Here is a 16427-nt window from a genome sequence, read left to right as displayed (position 1 = left end):
CATCTGACGAATGCCTGCCACCGATCACAGTGTGCCTTCACCGTGCCGTAGTGGCCGCCGCCGAACATGTCTTTCAACGCCTGCGGCCCTGCATAGCTCAATTGCCTGCCGTAGCCGAAATTACGGCCATCGCGCCTACCCACCAATGCCATGTCGAATCACCTCATCGCCTGGTCTCTGATCCTCGCCCCACGTCATCCCGCCAAGAATGTTGAGTGTTATCAGGGATCAAGGCCCCTGCGACCTGTGGGGATTTTCTTTTTCGCGGGACTGGCGGCTCCTTACGTCCGGGAGCAAGGGCATCTCATGATCTGGCCTCCTGAACACCGTTACCGGTGGGCGGGTGGAGGCTGCATTGGCTGACGAGACCAGTGCCTGAAGATCCTGAGCCAAGTGCAAGCAGCAATGCGATGACCGGGGCATGCCTGACTGTCAGTCAGGTGCAGTCCGTTCCTTGGTCTGCGGCACCATCATCTGCAGCGCTGTTGCTGGTGACATCGGCGTTTGTCACGCCGATTGTCACGAGGGGGAATGCCGCAAAGCCTTGTGCGATCAGGGCTGCAGCAGTGGTAGAAGTGCCCGTCTCTTTCCACAGAAAGAGACGGGCACAGGTTGGCGCAAGATTCGGCCAAGCGGATAGGTTGCTGCAGAGCAGCGAGGAACGGTGTATCTGGCGCACGAGAGCCATATGTGTAAGAGCATCCATCACATGGGTAGTGACCGGGCGAGCTGCCGGATGCGAATCGCCCTTGGGGAGAACCACCGCAGGAGCGGCGTGACCTTGAAGGTTCGGGTCACCTGGGGTGCTGTCAACGACAGCCTTTGCACTGTCTTTTCTACGCCCGCAATCCGGGAGGGTCAAGCGACTCGCCCGCCGGATTATGCAGTTGGAAATGGCATGGGGCGTGGGCGGAATCCCGTGGTTTGCAGTGGCAGATCGGGTGCTTTTGATTTTTCAGATGAGGTCCATCCAAACAGGGCGGCTTTGCAGCCCTGTTTGGATGGACCCGCGTGGAAAGCGGATCACCGAAATTTCAAAGCCGTGCGCTCACTCGACTGCGCCACGCCTTGCTCTCAGGCTAGAAACGTTTGCCCCGGCCTGATTCGCGAACTCATGCGGCGAGATATGCTCCTGCCGGTTCGCTTCGAGGTAACGGCTCCACCAACTCATGATCATTCGCCGTTCCTCCAGGAACTCGGCCTTGTGGATATACGCCGCCCGAACGTTGTTGCGCTCCCTGTGGCTCATCTGCCGCTCAATAGCCGTCTCTGACCAAAGCCCGGATTCGACCAAGGCACTGCACGCCATGGACCGGAAGCCATGCCCGCAGATTTCAGTCTTTGTGTCGTACCCCATGTTCCGCAACGCGCTGTTGACCGTGTTCTCGGACATAGGCTTCCACGAGCGGGCGTCACTGGTGAATACCAGGTCGAAGTACCCCGTGATCGCATGAATCTGTTCGAGCAACGCCACCGCTTGCGGCGACAGCGGGACCAGATGGATGTCGCCCGCCATTTTCGTACCTCTGGTCGAATACGGAACGCCGTCCAATGCGGGCCGCGTGTCAGGTATCTCCCATATGCCGCGCTTCAGGTCGAACTCACTCCAACGTGCGAAGCGCAGTTCGCTGGAGCGTACGAACACATGCAGCGACAACATGACGGTCAGCCGAGTGAGAGTACGTCCCTTGTAGTTCTCGATGCGGTCCATCAACTCAGGCAGACGAGACAGCGGGAGTGCAGGTCGGTGCGTAACCCGGGGCGCGCTGATGAAGCCCTCAAGGTCATATGCCGGGTTCACCGTGATCAGCCGCAGCCGCTTTGCCTCACGCATGATGCTCTGCAGGTAGTTTTGTACCCTCAAAGCCACATCAATCGTGCCGCGCTTCTTAATTGCCTCAAGCGGCTGCATGAGGTCGAAGGTATCCAGATCAACGATGGCGCGTGCGCCTAGCAGCGGGAATACGTGAGTCTTCAAACGACTCAGCACGGTCCTCGAATGGCCAGGCGCCCACTTCACGGACATTTCCTTATGCCAGTCCAAGGCAACGCGTTCGAATGTGTGTCCTCTGACAACCGCTTCGGCCTTGGCCTGCTGCTTGGAGGCGATCGGATCAATGCCTTCCGCCAGCATCCGCTTAGTCTCCAGACGCTTCTGCCGAGCATCCGCGAGCCCGATGACGGGGTAGTTGCCAAACGAGGTCAGCCCCTCTCGCCCATCCGGTTTCACATACCGGAAGCGCCAGCCTTTGCGGCCATTGGGGTAAACGAGGAGGTAAAGACCGTCACCATCGAAAAGCTTGTAGGGGCGGTCAGTAGGCCTGGCCGAGCGGCAGGCGGTGTCGGTCAGGGGAGCAGTAGTACGAGCCATAAGGGTAAACCCCTTTATCGAATCGACTTTATCCCAAACGTTACCCCTAAATCGGCTGGCAGCTGTCGGATTCCGACGGAACGCCATAACGAAAAAACCCGCCAGAAGGCGGGTTTACGGGGATTCCAGAGATTTTGGTAGCCTTCGCTGGAACCTGAACTGGTGCCGGAGACAGGAATCGAACCTGCGACCTTCGCGTTACGAGTGCGCTGCTCTACCGACTGAGCTACACCGGCGTGAGCGCAACGCTACCACTGCCGTGGCGGTTACGCAAACGCCTGTTTCGCCTCGCTTATTCCCCCTCCCCCGGCGCCTGGGTCAGGAGGCCTTGCACCCGGTCGGGGCGAGGTCTGCTTCGACGTTGGTGCTGCACGTCCAGCCGGTGGCGGAGCGGGTGAGCGTGAGGGTTTTGCCGAGCACGTTGGCGGGGGCGTCAGCGAGGGTGCAGGTGATGCTGGCCGTGCCATCGGCGGCGGTGCCGCGGGCGGTGATGGCGCAGTGGGCGGTGCTGGGCTGGCCACCGAGGGCGGTGACGTCGGTGACGTCCTTGCCTTCGTTCAGGCGCAGTTCCATTGCGGTCTTGAGTGCGGAGATTTCCGCAAGGCCGGCGCCAGCTTTGGCGCGAGCTTGCTGGTTGGTGTACATGGGTATGGCGATGGTCGCCACGATGCCGATGATCGCCACGACAATCATCAGCTCGATCAGGGTGATGCCCCGTTGCCCTTTCATGAACGCTTTTCCTTGTTGATACGGCTATGCCTGGGTTGCAGTCTCGGCCCCCGGGCAGACAGGGGCGCAGTAGAGCCGAACCGACACCTTTTGTCACCCCTGCCCGTCAGGTGACCGGGCTCGCTGGACTACTCTAGTGATCAACAGGGAAACCCGCCCGGTCAGGGACGCGACAAGCTGTTACGGGGCTTGTCGGGGCGGCAATTAAGGACGTTTGCATGAGCCATTCGACACGCATGTACGCCTGGGAAGGCACCACCATCAACGGCAACAAGATCAATGGCCGCACCGAGGGGCGCAGCCAGGCGTTCGTGCGGGCCGAGTTGCTGCGCCAGGGCATCCGCGCTGCCCGCGTGCGGCCGGCGAGCCGGGTGCAGTGGCGCTGGCCCGCTGGGCGCGGCAAGGCGGATGCGGCGGGCTTCAGCCGGCAACTGGCGACCTTGCTCAGGGCCGGGGTGCCGCTGTTGCAGGCATTCGAGGTGATGGGGCGCAGCGGTGGGGATGAACACCTGGGGCGGCTGCTGACGCAATTGCAACAGGATGTGGGCGCAGGGCTGGGCCTGGCCGATGCGCTGCAGCGTCACCCGAGGTGGTTCGACCGGTTGTATTGCAACCTGGTGCGGGTGGGTGAGCAGTCCGGCACGCTGGATCGGCAGCTCGAGCAACTCGCCAACCTGCTGGAGCGGCGCCGGGCGCTGCAGCGGCGGGTGCGCAAGGCGATGCTGTATCCGCTGCTGCTGTTGCTGACGGGCTTGGGGGTATCGGCGTTGTTGTTGCTGGAGGTCGTGCCGCGGTTTCAGGGGTTGTTCGCCAGTTTCGATTCGGCGCTGCCCCCGTTCACGCAGTGGGTGATCGACTTATCCACAGCGCTGGGTCGGCATGCGCCGTGGTTGCTGGGCGCGCTTGTGATGTTGGGTGTGTCGTTGCGCCAGCTGTATCAACGCCATGCCCCTGCCCGCCTGTGGATATCTCGCCAGGTGTTGCGCTTGCCTGTGCTCGGCACGTTGCTGGCCGAAGCGGCGTTGGCGCGATTTTCCCGCAGCCTGGGCACGGCCTATGGGGCTGGGGTGCCGCTGCTCGATGCGCTGGGCACGGTGGCGGCGGTGAGCGGTGGGCCGGTGCATGAACAGGCGATTGGGCGGCTGCGCCAGGCCATGGGCAACGGCCAGGGGCTGCATCAGGCGATGGAAGCGGATGGGTTGTTTCCGCCGATGCTGGTGCAGTTGGCGGCGATCGGTGAGTCCAGTGGCACGCTGGACCAGATGCTGAACAAGGCCGCGGCCCATTATGAGGAACAGGTCAACCAGGCACTCGACCAGTTGACCGGCCTGTTGGAGCCGACCATCGTGCTGGTCCTTGGGGTGGTGGTGGGTGGCCTGGTGGTCGCCATGTATCTGCCGATCTTCCAGCTGGGTAACTTGGTCTGACATGAATCTTTGGATTGTTTTCGCCAATCAGCCGGTGCTGTTTCTGACCTTCGCCGGGCTGCTAGGGCTGTTGCTCGGCAGCTTCATCAATGTGCTGGCGTATCGCTTGCCGATCATGCTCGAGCGTCAGTGGCAGCGCGAGGCGCAGGAGGTGCTGGGCCTGCCGGTGGTGACGCATGAGCGCTTCGACCTGTGCCTGCCGGCCTCGCGCTGCTCCCATTGCGGCCATCGCATTCGCGCCTGGGAGAACATCCCGGTACTGAGCTATCTGTGGCTGCGCGGTCGCTGCTCGGCGTGCAAGGTTGCCATCGATGCACGTTATCCGTTGGTGGAGCTGGGCTGTGCAGTGCTTTCGATAGTGGTGGCCTGGCATTTCGGGCCGTCGCTGCAAGCGTTGTTCGCCCTGTTGTTGACCTGGTGCCTGCTGAGCCTGAGCTTGATCGATGCAGACCACCAACTGCTGCCCGACGTACTGGTGATGCCCACGCTCTGGCTGGGGCTGTTGTGCAATGCCTTTGGCCTGTTCACGCCTTTGCCCGATGCGCTCTGGGGTGCGGCCATCGGCTATCTGAGCCTTTGGGGGGTGTATTGGCTATTCAAGCTGCTCACTGGCAAGGAAGGGCTGGGCTATGGCGACTTCAAGTTGCTGGCCTTGATCGGCGCCTGGGGCGGTTGGCAGGTATTGCCGTTGACGCTGGTAATGTCATCGGTGGTGGGGGCGGTGATTGGGCTGTGCCTGTTGCGCTTGCGCCGAGCATCGATGGGGTCGGCCATGCCGTTTGGGCCGTATCTGGCCATTGCGGGCTGGATCGCAGTGCTCTGGGGTGATGAAATGTACGTCTCCTACCTGCAACTGTTTGGACACTGATGACCACTGCGGCATTTACCCCCTGGATTCTCGGGCTCACCGGCGGTATCGGCAGCGGCAAAAGCGCTGCGGCCGAGCGGTTCGTCGAGCTGGGTGTACATCTGGTCGACGCCGACCAGGCGGCGCGTTGGGTCGTGGAGCCTGGCCGGCCGGCGCTGGCGAGCATCGTGGAGCGTTTCGGTGCAGGCGTATTGCAGGAAGACGGCCAGCTCGACCGCGCAGCCCTGCGCAAGCTGATCTTCGCAGACCCCGCCCAGCGCCAATGGCTGGAGGCGTTGCTGCATCCGCTGATCGGCCAGGAAATCTTCAGCTACCTGGCCAAGGCGGAATCGCCTTATGCGATCTATGTGTCGCCGCTGCTGGTGGAGTCCGGCCAGATCGCGAAGACCCAGCGTGTGCTGGTGATCGATGCGCCACAGGAGCTGCAGATCCAACGCACCCTGGCCCGCGACAACACCAGCCCGGAACAGGTGCAGGCGATTCTCAAGGCCCAGGCCGCCCGCGAGGAGCGGTTGCGCCATGCCGATGACGTGGTGGTCAACGACCGAGATCTGGGCTGGTTGCATGAGCAGATCGATCGTCTGCATCACTTTTACCTGACTTTACGAGGAGGCCAGCCATGAGCCAGCCATTGACCGTTGACTGCCCGACTTGCGGGGCCCCTGTGGAATGGAGCGAGAAAAGCCCGTTTCGGCCGTTTTGTTCTGATCGTTGCAAGCTGATCGACCTGGGCGCGTGGGCGGCTGAGGAGCATAAGATTCCGGCTTCGGAAGAGTCGGAGGATGAGTTGTATTCCGGGGATCTGGAGCCGAGACATTGATCGGTGGCGTTTTGGGGCGCATTGCGCCCCTTTGCGGCACTGCTTCGCCTGCCCTGCTTGACAGAGGTAGAGACTCTTTTTTTATCTGCAAGCGAAAATTGGTCAGCTTGGCGTCAGATAACTACCGAGAATCAACGCTGCTAAGGAAAAATGGAGAAAATACAACAGCAAAAGCAATCTTCTTTTTATATGCAGCGGAAAGTTTTTTACATCCTCAGCGTTCACAAATCCTTTACGTACTCCAATCTTGGAATAAGACAGCGCCAAAGAAATTGAGATGAGCCGAATCATTCGCCCCGGCAGCCCTGCATTCGAATAATACTCTCGAGTCTCTACCACATATTTGCTTCTCGACATCAAGGATTCTAGATAGTCTAGATAGCGCCACGACACATATGCCAATACGCAAAGAGAAACCCACAGCGAACCCAATATCAATAACCCTATCGTTAGCCCGAAACTGATAGTCAAAGCCCTCCCCCCTCATATAACTTGAGACCTTGTGCCTCGCCCAACTCGCTCCCGCTCATCCCTCCTATTGTTCCTCCTACCGCTCCCCCCAGAACTGAACAAACCAATGCGCCTGTGCCCAATGAAGAAATCCCGAGTGCGGCACATATGTATGAAGCGCCACCGGCGCCGAGAATGCCTCCCCCCCAGCCTCCACCGACACCACCGACCAGCGCTCCGCCTTCTACATATTTGGCTTTACGGCATTCCTCCTCACGTCCCAAGGTGCAGGCTTTATTAATAGACAATGCCGTGGAACCCACCTCGATTGTCATGGCTAGGTAGGTCCCCTTCTTGAGCAGATTCGACGCCCGCACCACACCCGCGACCTTTTCGGCATACCCAGGTATTTCACCGGTGTGCAAAAAGCTCTTCGTGGAAATACCCAACCGGCTTTTTATCGATCCGTCCCCCCGCAACCCCGAGCCAAAGGAGGCGAAGAAGCGCAGTTGCTGCCTCAACCTCGCAAATAAATCCGCGCGCTTTACATAAAACCTATCACGCCGGTTGCCACATCCATCCCTCAGAAAGTCCTGATAAAGCTTTTCTATTTCCTGAAGTGTTTTCTTGATGCTCTCCAGATGCCTGCTCCAGGCATCACTAGCCATGCCCACCCCCATTGAAGCGTGGGCCAGCAAGCCTTTAATGAAGTCAAAGTTCTGGATAAGGAAGTCATCTGGACCATTGCGGGCCAGATCGGTGTGGATGTTTGCAGCCTCGGCCATCAGAAAGGCCTCATGGCTGGTGCAGTTTGGAGTAGAAGGATCACCGAGAATCACCAGCTCACCTTTTATCACCACACCGCCGGCAAGATGCGCATTTAACACATCGAATTTCGCGAGTTGATTTCGTGAAATCATCAACTCTGATTTAAGCGATTCGTAATTTTTGGTTTCAAGATTGATAAACGACCGGGCTTCAGACACTCATGTACCTCATACGTATTTCCCTTAATTATTCAGCACCAACAGCTGATCGAGAGTAGGGACGTATGAAGCACGCGGCAACGGCGCAAGCGCAGTAAAAGGTCAAACAAGGAAACGTACTACAGACACTGTTGGAACTATCAAACAAGAACTGACTACCGGCGATAACTATTCAACGCCTCTCGTCATCATTCCAAGGCGCCTGTAAATATCGGGTGCGATTGAACGTCTCCAACCACTCCGGACAAAACACCACTAAAGCACTGATCACCGTCCCATTGATAAAAGCCTCGGGGAAGATGATCAACCACAGGTAGCCAATGAAGTCCGACAGCCATTCCGGCATGGCGAAACGTCCATCCAGCCAGAGCAGGCCAAGCCCAGCCAGGACGCACAGCAAGGCCGACAACGCCGCGGCGAAAAATCCAGAGAAGATATAGACGAACAGGTTACGCGGCTGGGCGCGCTCGACCAGGATCGCGCAGACCTCCGTGACCAGCACCGGCAGGCCGATGATCAACAGGCCGTTGACGCCCAGGGCGGCCAGGTCCTGTCGGCCCAGCGCCAGCAACCCGAGTTGGGCGAGGAAACCGCCGAGAACCGCGAGCGGCCAGTCCAGCAACAGGGTCACCGCAGTCATACCGATGAAGTGGTAGGAGACGCCTGTGTCGAAATCCCGCCGGACCAACCACAGCACGAACAAGCCGAAGACCGTGCCAAACAATAAATGCTGGCGACGGCTATCACTGAACAACTCGACCCAACGCGTGCGGCTCAGGGCCCATACCAACAGGGGCACATAGCCGAGCCAACCCAGGGTCAGGCTGGCGGTGGACAGGACCTGCGCACTGATCACCGGTTCGCTCCTTCGGACGGTCGCGGATACGCCGAGTCTACACCCGATTGCCGAGGCTATCGTTCTGCCACCGGTTTCCTGCGCACAAACAGCATCTTACCGTCATGGATTAGCGACTAAGCTTGTTCCCATGGATGACTCAGACTACCTGCGCCTGCTCACCATCCAGGCCGAACAAGCCAATGCCTTTCTCTCCAACGCCCGTAAATGGGAACGAGAGCGTTGGGTGTGCCAGCGCCTGTTGCAAGGCTTGAACATCGCTTATCGCAGCGAGGACTTCACACCGGCGGGCCAGGAGCCGCCTGACGTGCTGTTTCGTGATGCCGCCTTCGAGGTGTTCTTCGTGCTCGATGAAGGGCGCCGGCTCAATGACGAATGGCGCGAGGAGCTGCAACGCCGGCGCAGTGCGTTTTCCCTGAGCCAGCTGGTGCGTCGCGAGGCGCGGCCAAGGCGGATCAGCGCCCAGGAGCTGCTCGGGCGCCTGGCCCCGACGCTGCGCAAGAAGGCGCACAACTATCGGGAACGCGGGCTGGATCTGAGCGAGCTGGATATCATCGCCTTCGCCAGCCTCAAGCGCGAAGTGCTGGACCTCAACAGCCACTTCCCGCCGCCTACCGAATACCTGCGCCAGGGGTGGCGCTCGCTGTCGCTGGTGGGGCCGACGTTCGCCCGGGTGCTGTTCGCCCACCCCGACGCACCGGATTTTCTGCGCGGGAACCTGGGGCGCAGCATTGTCTTCGATGTCGGTATCAGTCTTTGATCCACTGCCGAGAGTCTTTGCGATGGCGTACACTCGGCGCCAGTGATAGAAAGCATTATCATTCGATATCAAGTGCTTGCGAGAACCCTGTGGTGTTTTCGCAGTCACAAGCGTCTATCTGACGAGGCCCACCATGACCAGCCGCTTGAATCCAGAAGATCAGCGTCGTGTCGATGAATACCTGCAGGCACCTCAGCATCGAGTCGAGCGCAAGCCATTCCGGCCTTTGCTGCTCCTCGTGGTAGTGGTGGCTGTGACCATCGGCCTGGGCCTGCTTAGCCGCCTGTTGAGTGGACTGGTGCTATGAGCTGCCTTGCGCTCGCCCTCCCCTCGCCCCTGTCGCGGCCGGCCCTTGGGGCCAAGAATTCCTTAAACCTTATGAGATATCCCCATGACTCATCGCATCGTGATTGTCGGCGGCGGCGCCGGCGGCCTGGAACTGGCGACCCGCCTGGGTAAAAGCCTGGGCAAGCGCAAGCAGGCCGAGATCACCCTGGTCGACGCCAACCTCACGCACATCTGGAAGCCCCTGCTGCACGAAGTGGCCGCCGGCTCGCTGAACTCCTCGGAAGACGAACTGAACTACGTGGCCCAGGCCAAGTGGAATCACTTCAATTTCCAGCTGGGGCGCATGAGCGGCCTGGACCGTGAGACCAAGCAGATCCAACTGGCCGCAACCCTCGATGAAGAAGGTCGCGAACTGCTGCCTGCGCGCACCCTGGGCTACGACACCCTGGTCATCGCCGTGGGCAGCAACACCAACGACTTCGGCACACTCGGTGCAGCGCAGCATTGCCTGTTCCTGGATACCCGCAAGCAGGCCGAGCGCTTCCATCAGCAGTTGCTCAACCACTACCTGCGCGCCCATGCCGGTGATGTGGCCAGCGAGAAGATCAGCGTGGCTATCGTCGGCGCCGGCGCCACCGGTGTGGAACTGGCGGCCGAACTGCACCACGCGGCCCACGAACTGGCGGCCTACGGCCTGGACCGCATCCAGCCCAAGGACATGCACATCACGCTGATCGAGGCAGGCCCACGCGTGTTGCCTGCCCTGCCTGAGCGTATCAGCGTGCCGGTGCACAAGACCCTGGAAAAACTCGGGGTGAAAGTGATGACCAACGCGGCGGTCAGTGAAGTGACCGAGGATGGTCTGAAGACGGCGTCCGGCGAAGTGATCCAGGCGAGCCTCAAGGTATGGGCGGCCGGTATCCGGGCGCCAGGCTTCCTCAAGGACATTGATGGCCTGGAAACCAACCGCATCAACCAGCTGGTGGTGCGCCCGACCCTGCAGACCACCCGCGACGACAACATCTTCGCCTTCGGTGACTGCGCCGCCTGCCCGCAACCCGGCAGCGACCGCAACGTGCCGCCACGGGCCCAGGCCGCGCATCAGCAGGCTTCGATGCTTGCCCAGAGCCTCAAGGCTCGGCTTGAGAACAAGCCGCTGCCGACTTATGAATACAAGGACTACGGCTCGCTGGTTTCGCTGTCTCGCTTCTCGGCGGTGGGCAACCTGATGGGTAACCTGATGGGCAGCGTGAAGCTGGAGGGCTGGTTGGCGCGGATGTTCTATGTGTCGCTGTACCGGATGCACCAGATGGCGTTGTACGGGTTCTTCCGCACGGCACTGATGATGCTGGGTAGCAAGATTGGGCGGGGTACTGAGCCGCGCCTGAAACTGCACTGACAGGCCAGCCCTCGCTTGGAGGAATGGGGTTGTCCGCGAGTACGATAGTGAATCGGCTATCGCTTTCGCAGGCAAACCCGCTCCCCCAACCGGCGGCGATACACATCAAGGCACCGGAAGGTGCTTTTTTTGTGCTTCATCGTCGGGTACTGCCCGAAATCTTTGAAGGGGCACTGACGGGTGCCGTCGTGCAGTGACAAGTTTGGATAAATTCGAGGCAAAAGAAAAAGGGCATCTCATTCGAGATGCCCTTTTTACATGGTGGGTCGTGTAGGATTCGAACCTACGACCAATTGGTTAAAAGCCAACTGCTCTACCAACTGAGCTAACGACCCGGAAAATGGTCGGGGTGAGGGGATTCGAACTCCTGACATCCTGCTCCCAAAGCAGGCGCGCTACCGGACTGCGCTACACCCCGAAATTGGCTCCGCGACCTGGACTCGAACCAGGGACCCAATGATTAACAGTCATTTGCTCTACCGACTGAGCTATCGCGGAACTGAACTTCGTACAACTTCGAAGTCTGTGTTAGCTTCGAACTCTTCAGCGTTGTCGCTGCTGAGGCCGGCTATTCTACATTCTTCGTTTTGCTTGTCAACCCCCAATTTGCTTTCAAGTTACTGATTTGCAAATTGTTTTCAGATCCCTTGTACCGCCGGTGATCTTTGTAGTGCCTGACAGCGGGGCGTATATTAGGGGCACTCGATTTTCTGTGCAAGCATTTTTTTCAAAATATTCAGCTAGTTAGATCGGGCCCAGAAAAATCAGGGGTTTGCGTTACCGAGCAACTGCGTCGACAGGCCCAACGCCGCAAAGCCGAAACGAAAAAGCCCCGCCAAGGCGGGGCTCTTTCTTGACTGCCGGGCTCAGGCAAAGACGATTTCGTCGCCTTCGACCTTGGCGGTGATCGCCGCACCAGGCAGGAACTGCCCACCGAGGATCAACTGCGCCAGCGGGTTTTCGATCCAGCGCTGGATCGCACGCTTGAGCGGCCGTGCGCCATACACCGGGTCGTAACCGACTGCGATCAATTTGTCCAAGGCCTCTGGGCTCAGGCTCAGCGACAGCTCGCGCTCGGCCAGACGGCTGCGCAGGCGGCCAAGCTGGATCTCGGTGATACCGGCGATCTGCTCGCGCCCCAGCGGCTCGAACACCACCACTTCGTCGATCCGGTTGATGAACTCCGGACGGAAGTGCGAACTTACCGCGTCCATCACCGCCGCACGTTGCGCCTCACGGTCACCGGCCAGTTCCTGGATCTGCGCCGAGCCCAGGTTGGAGGTCATCACGATCACCGTGTTGCGGAAGTCCACGGTACGGCCATGGCTGTCGGTCAAGCGGCCATCTTCAAGTACCTGCAACAGCACGTTGAACACGTCCGGGTGAGCCTTTTCCACTTCGTCCAGCAGCACCACCGAATACGGCTTGCGACGCACAGCCTCGGTCAGGTAACCGCCCTCCTCGTAACCGACGTATCCGGGTGGAGCGCCGATCAGGCGAGCCACGGAGTGCTTCTCCATGAACTCGGACATGTCGATCCGTACCATGGCCTCCTCGGTATCGAAGAGAAACTCGGCCAGCGCCTTGCACAACTCGGTCTTGCCCACACCGGTCGGGCCGAGGAACAGGAACGAGCCGCTTGGGCGATTCGGGTCGGCGAGACCGGCCCGGGAGCGACGTACGGCGTTGGCCACGGCGGTGACGGCTTCGTTCTGGCCGATCACGCGCTGGTGCAGCAACTCTTCCATCTTCAGCAGCTTCTCACGCTCGCCTTCGAGCATCTTGGCCACCGGGATGCCGGTCCACTTGGAGACCACTTCGGCGATTTCTTCTTCAGTCACCTTGTTACGCAGCAACTGGTTCTCGGTCTTGCCGTGCTGGTCGACCATCTGCAGGCTGCGCTCAAGATCAGGGATGATCCCATACTGCAGCTCGGCCATGCGGCTCAGGTCACCTTTGCGGCGGGCAGCTTCGAGTTCCTGACGGGCCTGCTCGATCTTTTGCTGGATCTGCGCAGAACCCTGCACCTCGGCTTTTTCCGAGGCCCAGATTTCTTCCAGGTCGGAGTACTCACGCTCCAGACGCTCGATTTCCTCGGTCAGCTTCTCGAGGCGTTTTTTCGCGGCCTCGTCTTCTTCTTTCTTGAGCGCCTGGGACTCCACCTTCAGCTGAATCAAGCGACGGTCGAGGCGGTCGAGCACTTCAGGCTTGGAGTCGATCTCCATGCGGATGCGGCTGGCCGCTTCGTCGATCAGGTCGATAGCCTTGTCCGGCAACTGACGGTCGGTGATGTAGCGGTGGCTGAGCTTGGCCGCGGCGATGATGGCACCGTCGGTGATGGCCACTTTGTGGTGCACCTCGTAGCGCTCCTTCAGGCCACGCAGGATGGCGATAGTGTCTTCCTCGCTCGGTTCCTCGACCAGCACCTTCTGGAAGCGGCGCTCGAGCGCTGCGTCTTTTTCGATGAACTGGCGATACTCGTTGAGCGTGGTTGCGCCCACACAGTGCAGTTCACCACGGGCCAGGGCCGGCTTGAGCATGTTGCCGGCGTCCATGGCGCCCTCGCCTTTACCGGCGCCGACCATGGTGTGCAGTTCGTCGATGAACAGGATGATCTGGCCTTCCTGCTTCGACAATTCGTTGAGCAACGCTTTGAGGCGTTCTTCGAACTCACCGCGATACTTCGCGCCAGCGATCAGCGCGCCCATGTCCAGGGCGAGCAGGCGCTTGCCCTTGAGGCCATCGGGCACTTCGCCGTTGATGATGCGCTGGGCCAGGCCTTCAGCGATGGCGGTCTTGCCCACGCCAGGCTCACCGATGAGCACGGGGTTGTTCTTGGTACGACGCTGCAGGACCTGCACGGTACGGCGGATCTCATCGTCACGGCCAATCACCGGGTCGAGCTTGCCTTCCTCGGCGCGCTTGGTCAGGTCGACGGTGTACTTGTCCAGAGCCTGGCGCGACTCCTCGGCATTGGGGTCGTTGACCGCCGCACCGCCGCGCAGGTTGTTGATGGCGTTTTCCAGCGCCTTCTTGCTCACGCCCTGGCTGAGCAGGAGTTTGCCAAGCTTGCTGTTCTCGTCCATGGCGGCGAGCAACACAAGCTCGCTGGAAATGAACTGGTCGCCCTTCTGCTGGGCCAGGCGGTCGGCCTGGTTGAGCAGGCGCGCCAGGTCCTGGGACATGTTCACATCGCCCGTGGGATTCTGGATTTTCGGCAGTTGGTCCAGCTCTTTGGCCAGAGCCTGACGCAGGCCATTGATGTCAAAGCCGACCTGCATCAGCAGCGGCTTGATGGACCCGCCTTGCTGATCGATCAGCGCCTGCATCAAGTGCAAAGGTTCAATGGCCGGATGGTCCATGCCCACGGCCAGGGATTGGGAATCGGATAACGCCAGTTGCAGCTTGCTGGTCAAACGGTCTATTCGCATGGGGATACCTTCCTATAAGGGCAGGCGGAGCGATGGATAGCACCTGTAATGAAGAACCTGCCTGAGATGACCAATAGATAAGGCTGATTCTGGGTTTTTCAAGCTTAGCGGGGTTGACATAGGTCAGCAGTGCGGATCTGACCAAGAGCGCTTTGCGCGCCCGGGCAGGCTTCTACAAGATATTCGCGAGACTATAGGCGCTGGCGAGGTCTGGGATGAGGCGCGAAGCGGCCTCTAGGGCATCAAGGCCGCAGCCAGACCAACGAAGCGAAACGCCCACCCTGCGGCGTGCGTCGATAAGAGAAGAAGCGAGGGTCGTTGACCGTGCAGAAACCACCACCATACACAGCAGTGACACCACGGGCCGCCAGGCGGATACGCGCCAGCTGGTAGATATCGGCCATCAGTTTGCCCGGGCGCTCACCGTTGACGAAGGCTGCAGCAGACTCGGGGTGCACGGCGGTAAAAGCATCGCGCACTTCCAGCCCCACCTCGAACGCCTGTGGCCCAATGGCCGGGCCCAGCCATACCAACACCTCGTCGGCAGGAACACCGAGGCGATCGAGCGTGGCTTCCAGCACACCGCCAGCCAACCCGCGCCAGCCTGCATGAGCGGCCGCCACGCGGGTACCGGCACGGTCGCAGAACAGGGCCGGCAGGCAGTCGGCGGTCATCACCGTGCAGGCGATGCCGGGCTGGTCGGTGAAACTGGCGTCGGCCTCGGCCACCACCGCCGGGTCGGCATCGGCCACAACCAGGCCATGCACCTGCTTGAGCCAGGCCGGCCGGATGCCGAAGGCGTCGCTCAGGCGGCGGCGATTCTCGGCGACCGCAACCGGGTCGTCGCCCACGTGGTCACCCAGGTTGAAGGACTCGTAGGGCGGCAGGCTGACGCCGCCCTCGCGGGTGGTGACGCAGGCGTGCACCGAGGCCGGGGCCGGCCAGTCGGGGAACAGCAGCGACTGCGTCAGGCCGCTCATCCGATGAAGCTCTCACGGTCCTGGGCGAGCAGCGACAGCAACCAGACGAAATCATCCGGCAACGGCGAAGCCCATTCCATGCGTTCGCCGGTGGTCGGGTGGTCCAACGCCAGGAAGCGCGCATGCAAGGCCTGGCGCGGGAAGTGCTTGACCGCCTCGACCATGGCCACGCTGGCTGCCGGTGGAATGCGGAAGCGCCCGCCGTAGGTCTGGTCGCCGACCAGCGGGAAGCCCACATGGGCCATGTGCACGCGGATCTGGTGGGTACGGCCGGTTTCGAGTTTGACCCGCACATGCGTGTGCGAGCGGAAGCGTTTGAGTACGCGATAGTGGCTGACCGCAGGCTTGCCGCCGTCGGTCACCGCCATGCGCTGGCGCATGCCGCCGTGACGGCCGATAGGCGCGTCGATCTTGCCACCGGCGGTGACCACCCCGACCACGATGCACTCGTAGATGCGGCTGACCGAGCGCTTTTGCAGCTGGTCGACCAGGTTGGTCTGGGCCTGCAGGGTCTTGGCCACCACCATCAGGCCGGTGGTGTCTTTGTCCAGGCGATGCACGATACCGGCACGCGGCACGTTGATGATGTCCGGCACGTGGTGCAGCAAGGCATTGAGCAGGGTGCCGTCGGCATGGCCCGCCGCCGGGTGGACCACCAGCCCGGCAGGCTTGTTGATCACCAGGATCTGGTCGTCTTCGTAGACGATATCCAGCTCGATGTCCTGGGCCACCCATTCACCCTGGGCTTCCTGCTCGGCGTCGAGGGCCAGGACGGAGCCACTGTGGACGATATCGCGCGGGCGCAGTACCGCGCCGTCGACCGTCAGGCGGCCGTCCTTGATCCACGAGGACAGGCGCGAGCGCGAGTACTCGGAGAAGAGTTGGGCGGCGACTTGGTCGAGGCGTTGGCCCCCCAGTTCGGACGGGACCTCTGCGCTAAGTTGAATGATCTCGGACATGCTCGATTCGGCGGGCGCACAGCCTTTGGTTTCAGCTGCACGCTTGTGGTTAAATACGGCTTCTTTTGCCCCGGGTTTGGCCGGGGGCGCTCATCATAACAGG

The 16427-nt window shown here is 60.7% G+C and carries 14 protein-coding genes, 4 tRNA genes and 1 pseudogene; 7 read left to right on the top strand and 12 right to left on the bottom strand.

The window, feature by feature from the left end:
• The 4 genes and pseudogenes from BLS27_RS24095 to BLS27_RS23185 form a co-directional block, all read right to left on the bottom strand.
• Positions 1-152: pseudogene (locus tag BLS27_RS24095) on the bottom strand (integrase domain-containing protein); the annotation flags it as partial.
• An 896-nt stretch (positions 153-1048) separates the two neighbouring features.
• The gene (locus BLS27_RS23195) at positions 1049-2371 is read right to left on the bottom strand and encodes a tyrosine-type recombinase/integrase (RefSeq protein ID WP_090346944.1); all 1323 of its coding nucleotides are present in this window, start codon (positions 2369-2371) and stop codon (positions 1049-1051) included.
• Between the two features lie 160 nt (positions 2372-2531).
• Positions 2532-2607 (bottom strand) — tRNA-Thr (locus BLS27_RS23190).
• Positions 2608-2689: 82 nt separating this feature from the next.
• A complete protein-coding gene (locus tag BLS27_RS23185) occupies positions 2690-3100 on the bottom strand; it encodes a pilin (protein WP_090346943.1) in 411 nt (136 codons plus the stop codon).
• Positions 3101-3318: 218 nt separating this feature from the next.
• On the opposite strand from BLS27_RS23185, the gene BLS27_RS23180 reads away from it, so the two are divergent.
• From BLS27_RS23180 to yacG, 4 genes are read left to right on the top strand one after another with little or no spacing between them, the layout of a single operon-like run.
• Positions 3319-4527: a type II secretion system F family protein gene (locus tag BLS27_RS23180; RefSeq protein WP_090346942.1), complete on the top strand. Its 1209-nt coding sequence runs from the start codon at positions 3319-3321 to the stop codon at positions 4525-4527.
• A 1-nt stretch (position 4528) separates the two neighbouring features.
• Entirely contained in the window at positions 4529-5395 is an 867-nt protein-coding gene (locus tag BLS27_RS23175) for a prepilin peptidase (protein ID WP_043209636.1), read from the top strand.
• Positions 5395-6018, top strand: coding sequence for a dephospho-CoA kinase (gene coaE / locus BLS27_RS23170; protein ID WP_043209638.1), 624 nt, complete (start codon positions 5395-5397; stop codon positions 6016-6018). The genes BLS27_RS23175 and coaE overlap by 1 nt, the downstream gene beginning before the upstream one ends.
• Positions 6015-6215: a DNA gyrase inhibitor YacG gene (gene yacG / locus BLS27_RS23165; protein ID WP_043209639.1), complete on the top strand. Its 201-nt coding sequence runs from the start codon at positions 6015-6017 to the stop codon at positions 6213-6215. Before coaE ends, yacG begins: the two co-directional genes overlap by 4 nt.
• 467 nt (positions 6216-6682) lie before the next feature.
• Here yacG and BLS27_RS23160 read toward each other — a convergent pair whose 3' ends face one another.
• On the bottom strand, positions 6683-7651 hold the full coding sequence (locus tag BLS27_RS23160; protein WP_090346941.1) for a hypothetical protein: 969 nt from the start codon (positions 7649-7651) through the stop codon (positions 6683-6685).
• A 172-nt stretch (positions 7652-7823) separates the two neighbouring features.
• Entirely contained in the window at positions 7824-8507 is a 684-nt protein-coding gene (locus BLS27_RS23155) for an energy-coupling factor ABC transporter permease (protein WP_043209642.1), read from the bottom strand.
• A gap of 130 nt (positions 8508-8637) precedes the next feature.
• Here BLS27_RS23155 and BLS27_RS23150 point away from each other — a divergent pair, with 130 nt between their 5' ends.
• The 3 genes from BLS27_RS23150 (at position 8638) to BLS27_RS23140 (ending at position 10954) form a co-directional block, all read left to right on the top strand.
• Positions 8638-9267: a DUF1780 domain-containing protein gene (locus BLS27_RS23150; RefSeq protein ID WP_043209644.1), complete on the top strand. Its 630-nt coding sequence runs from the start codon at positions 8638-8640 to the stop codon at positions 9265-9267.
• Positions 9268-9400: 133 nt separating this feature from the next.
• Entirely contained in the window at positions 9401-9574 is a 174-nt protein-coding gene (locus tag BLS27_RS23145; protein ID WP_043209647.1) for a DUF3094 family protein, read from the top strand.
• 84 nt (positions 9575-9658) lie between these two features.
• On the top strand, positions 9659-10954 hold the full coding sequence (locus BLS27_RS23140) for an NAD(P)/FAD-dependent oxidoreductase (RefSeq protein WP_043209649.1): 1296 nt from the start codon (positions 9659-9661) through the stop codon (positions 10952-10954).
• Positions 10955-11213: 259 nt separating this feature from the next.
• Here the strand turns inward: BLS27_RS23140 and BLS27_RS23135 are convergent.
• The 6 genes from BLS27_RS23135 to rluD all read right to left on the bottom strand — a co-directional run bounded on the left by BLS27_RS23135 (position 11214) and on the right by rluD (position 16324).
• Positions 11214-11289: transfer RNA gene (locus BLS27_RS23135), tRNA-Lys, on the bottom strand.
• 6 nt (positions 11290-11295) lie between these two features.
• Positions 11296-11372, bottom strand: a tRNA-Pro gene (locus BLS27_RS23130).
• Between the two features lie 4 nt (positions 11373-11376).
• Positions 11377-11452 (bottom strand) — tRNA-Asn (locus tag BLS27_RS23125).
• A 368-nt stretch (positions 11453-11820) separates the two neighbouring features.
• Positions 11821-14385, bottom strand: a complete 2565-nt coding sequence (clpB, locus tag BLS27_RS23120) for an ATP-dependent chaperone ClpB (RefSeq protein ID WP_043209651.1) — start codon at positions 14383-14385, stop codon at positions 11821-11823.
• Between the two features lie 242 nt (positions 14386-14627).
• A complete protein-coding gene (pgeF, locus tag BLS27_RS23115) occupies positions 14628-15365 on the bottom strand; it encodes a peptidoglycan editing factor PgeF (RefSeq protein ID WP_043209653.1) in 738 nt (245 codons plus the stop codon).
• Positions 15362-16324 carry a 23S rRNA pseudouridine(1911/1915/1917) synthase RluD gene (gene rluD, locus BLS27_RS23110; protein ID WP_043209655.1) on the bottom strand — a complete coding sequence of 321 codons (963 nt, stop codon included), beginning with the start codon at positions 16322-16324 and terminating at the stop codon, positions 15362-15364. The genes pgeF and rluD overlap by 4 nt, the downstream gene beginning before the upstream one ends.
• Positions 16325-16427: the final 103 nt, after the last annotated feature.

It is taken from the genome of Pseudomonas guariconensis (genome assembly GCF_900102675.1).
GTDB lineage: Bacteria > Pseudomonadota > Gammaproteobacteria > Pseudomonadales > Pseudomonadaceae > Aquipseudomonas > Aquipseudomonas guariconensis.
The sequence above is the reverse complement of the archived record's forward strand: the minus strand, read 5'-3'. Positions and strand labels throughout refer to the sequence as shown.